The organism is Acidithiobacillus sp. (assembly GCF_027322205.1).
Taxonomy (GTDB): domain Bacteria; phylum Pseudomonadota; class Gammaproteobacteria; order Acidithiobacillales; family Acidithiobacillaceae; genus Acidithiobacillus.
This window is the reverse complement of the sequence record NZ_DAHVHY010000113.1, coordinates 1-3,699: the sequence shown is the minus strand read 5'-3', so window position 1 is coordinate 3,699 and position 3,699 is coordinate 1. Positions and strand designations below refer to the sequence as shown.

The following is a 3,699-nucleotide window of genomic DNA, read 5'->3' as shown; positions in this document are numbered from 1 at the left end:
GGCCGCGATGGTCTCATCCATCCGTTCCAGCGGCCGGTCGATAACCTGTAAGGTATTGTTGACGGGTGCCTGCCGCTCGACCTCGCGGCAAGTTCGATCCATGGCCGCAACGGCCTCCACGGGGAATGCGCCGCTCGCCGTTTCTGCAGACAACATCACGGCATCGGTGCCGTCGAGCACGGCATTGGCGACGTCGGAAACCTCGGCGCGGGTCGGAATCGGCTGATGGATCATGGACTCCATCATCTGTGTCGCCGTAATCGTCAGGCGGTTGTACTTTTGCGCCAGGGCGATAATCCGCTTCTGCACGGGGGGCACCGCAGCATCGCCGATTTCAACGCCCAGATCGCCGCGCGCCACCATGATGACTTCGGAGACCGCGAGAATTTCTTCAATAGCCTCTACCGCCTCGGCTCGCTCGATTTTGGCGACCATCGCCCCATGTCCGCCCGCTTCCCGGAAGAGACGGCGGGCTTCCTCCATATCGGCGGCGCTGCGCGGAAACGAGACCGCCAGATAGTCGGCCTCCAGGCGCGCCGCCGTGATGATATCGGCCCGATCCTTATCGGTCAGCGCCGGCGCGGTCAGACCGCCCCCTGCCCGATTGATGCCCTTACTGTTGGAGAGTTCGCCACCCTGCACGACGCGGGTGTGGATTTCAGTGCCCTGCACCTTCTCGACCCAGAGGACAATCATGCCATCATTGAGCAGCAGGGTCGCGCCCCGGTCCACATCCCCGACCAGTTGCGGATAGGTCACACCCACCCGCGTCTGATCGCCGAGGGCGCAAGTGGTGTCGAGGATAAAGGGTTCGCCCGCCGTGAGGTGGATTTTGCCTTCGGCAAACTTGCCGACACGAATTTTGGGTCCCTGCAAATCGGCTAACACACCGATGGCACGGCCATGGGCGCGCGCCCTTTCCCGCACCATTTCGGCACGCTGGACATGCTCTTCTGCCGTGCCGTGAGAGAAATTAAGGCGAACGACATCGACGCCGGCCTCGATCAGGCGATCGATGACCTGCACATCAGAACTGGCAGGACCCAGGGTTGCGACGATTTTCGTCCGGCGTATCACGTGTTTTTTCCTTTCGCACGTTCTTCCAGCATGGCTACGGCGGGCAGGGTCTTGCCTTCGAGGAATTCCAGGAAGGCACCGCCACCCGTACTGATATAGGAGACCTTGTCTTTAATGTTGAATTTGTTAATCGCCGCAATGGTGTCACCACCCCCGGCAATGGAGAAGGCGCTGCTTTCTGCTACCGCCTGGGCAATGGCTTTCGTGCCACCGGCAAAGGCGTCAAACTCAAACACACCGACCGGACCATTCCAGACGATGGTGCCCGCTTTGCGCAGAATATCGCCCAGGACTTTGGCGGTATCGGGACCGATGTCGAGCACCATATCATCGGCAGCGATCTCGTCAACGGAGCAGGTTCGCGCCGGGGCGGTTGCTGAAAACTCCTTGGCGACGACCACATCAGAGGGCAGTGGGACGTCGCCCCCCTTGGCTTTGGCGTCGGCAATGATGGCTTTAGCGTCGGGTACCAGATCCGCTTCACACAGCGACTTGCCCACGGAATGACCGGCGGCGAGGATGAAGGTGTTGGCGATGCCGCCGCCGACCACCAGTTGATCCACCTTGTCCGCCAGGGACTTGAGGATGGTCAGTTTGGTGGAGACCTTGGAACCGGCGACGATGGCAACCAAAGGGCGCTTAGGATGCTGCAGGGCCTTGCCCAGCGCCTCCAGTTCGTTGACCAGCAGCGGGCCGGCGCAGGCGATGGGGGCAAACCTGCCGACACCGTGGGTGCTGGCCTGGGCACGATGGGCCGTACCAAAAGCATCCATCACATAGATATCGCAGAGCGCGGCCATTTTCTTGGACAGCGCTTCGTCATCCTGGCCTTCGCCCGCATTGAAGCGGACGTTTTCCAGCACAACCACATCCCCGTCCCGCAACTGGGCGAGGCTATCCTTGCCGCCATCCAGCCAATCCCGCACCAAAGGTACATCGCGGCCCAGCAACTGGCCGAGATGGGCGGCGATGGGCGCCAGACTGGCTTTTTCGTCAAAGATGCCTTCCTTGGGACGCCCCAGGTGGGACATCAGCATTACCCGCGCACCGCCGTCCAGCGCGGTGCGAATGGTGGGCAGGCTGGCGCGGATGCGGGTGTCATCGGTGATGGCCCCCGCATCATTCATGGGGACATTGAGATCCTCACGAATCAGCACGCGCTTGCCCTTTAAGGGCAAGTCGGTCATGTGCAGCAAAACATTCATGGCGGGTCCTCCTCTCAGCGGGCCTGACCCATCATGGCAAGGGCGGTATCCACCATGCGGTTGGAGAAGCCCCACTCGTTGTCATACCAGGAGCAAACCTTGACCAGCTTGCCCTTGACCTTGGTCAGGGAAGACTCGTAGGTGGAGGAGTGCGGATTATGGTTGAAGTCGATGGAGACCAGGGGCTTGTCGTTGTAGCCGTAGACCCCCTTGAGCACGCCTTGACTGGCCGCCCTCATCGCCGCATGGATTTCGTCGACGGAGACTTCCTTGTTGACGATACAGGTGAGGTCAACGAGGGAGACGTTCTGCGTGGGCACGCGGATGGCGAAGCCATCCAGCTTGCCGGCCAGTTCCGGCAGGACCAGGCCGATGGCCTTGGCGGCACCGGTGCTGGTGGGGATCATGCTCATACCGGCAGCGCGGGCGCGGCGCAGGTCTTCGTGATAGACGTCGATAATGCGCTGGTCATTGGTCATGGAGTGGATGGTGTTCATGGTGCCACCCTCGATGCCGGCGAGATCATTGAGGGTCTTGGCCAGCGGCGCCAGACAGTTGGTGGTGCAGGAGCCGTTGGAAACGATGTGGTGCTTGGCCGGGTCGAGCAACTGATGGTTGACGCCATACACCACCGTCAGATCCACAGCGTCCTTGGCCGGAGCAGAGATCAAGACCTTCTTGGCGCCGCCTTTGAGGTGCAGGGCGGCCTTTTCGCGGGAGGCGAAAAAGCCAGTGCACTCCAACACGACATCAACACCCAGATCGCCCCAGGGCAGCTTGGAAGGATCACGTTCCGCGAGTACCTTGACACGGTCGTCACCTACCAGCATATCACCGCCGTCCACGCTTACCGGTAAGAAGAAGCGGCCATGTACCGAATCGTACTGTGTCAGATGGGCGTTCGTCTCGGGGCTCCCGAGATCGTTGACCGCGACGATCTGGACCTTGTCGGTCCGGTTCGCTTCGTATACCGCCCGTAGGATATTTCGTCCGATACGCCCGTAGCCGTTGATACCAATACGCAATGCCATAATGTGAACTCCTCAACGTTTTAGAATAAAAATATTTACAGTGCCTGGAAACGCGCGACGACGTTATCCACGGTGAAGCCGAATTTCTCGAATAGAATCGGCGCCGGGGCCGAGGCACCAAAGTGGTCTATGCCGATGACCGCGCCGTGCAGGCCCACATACTTGTACCAGAGCCCCGTGGTGCCCGCTTCGATAGCGACGCGCTTGGTGATGTGGCTGGGCAGGACACTCTCCTGATATGCCGCATCCTGGGCCGCGAAGATGTCCATGCAGGGCATGGAAACCACGCGCACCGGATGTCCCTGCTCCGCCAGCTTGGCCTGTGTTGCCAGTGCCAGCTCCACTTCGGAGCCAGTGGCGATGAGGATACCCTTGGCTTTGCCGCC

Annotated in this window: 4 protein-coding genes; all 4 read right to left on the bottom strand. The window is 60.8% G+C overall.

Annotated elements, in window-relative coordinates; translation table 11 throughout:
* Positions 1–1,077, bottom strand: a 1,077-nt coding sequence (gene pyk, locus M7F93_RS11330) for a pyruvate kinase (RefSeq protein ID WP_298173541.1), incomplete at its 3' end; no start/stop codon positions are given.
* A complete protein-coding gene (locus tag M7F93_RS11325; RefSeq protein WP_298173538.1) occupies positions 1,074–2,282 on the bottom strand; it encodes a phosphoglycerate kinase in 1,209 nt (402 codons plus the stop codon). The genes pyk and M7F93_RS11325, both read right to left, overlap by 4 nt.
* Positions 2,283–2,296: 14 nt before the next feature.
* The gene (gene gap, locus M7F93_RS11320) at positions 2,297–3,313 is read right to left on the bottom strand and encodes a type I glyceraldehyde-3-phosphate dehydrogenase (protein WP_298173535.1); all 1,017 of its coding nucleotides are present in this window, start codon (positions 3,311–3,313) and stop codon (positions 2,297–2,299) included.
* A gap of 35 nt (positions 3,314–3,348) precedes the next feature.
* A partial coding sequence (locus tag M7F93_RS11315; RefSeq protein ID WP_298173532.1) for a transketolase-like TK C-terminal-containing protein occupies positions 3,349–3,699 on the bottom strand: 351 nt, incomplete at its 5' end.

What these genes read in the sequence shown, in the direction of transcription:
- M7F93_RS11325 (WP_298173538.1), bottom strand. Translation starts at nt 2,282, where the DNA reads ATGAATGTTTTGCTGCACATGACCGACTTGCCCTTAAAGGGCAAGCGC.
- gap (WP_298173535.1), bottom strand. Translation starts at nt 3,313, where the DNA reads ATGGCATTGCGTATTGGTATCAACGGCTACGGGCGTATCGGACGAAAT.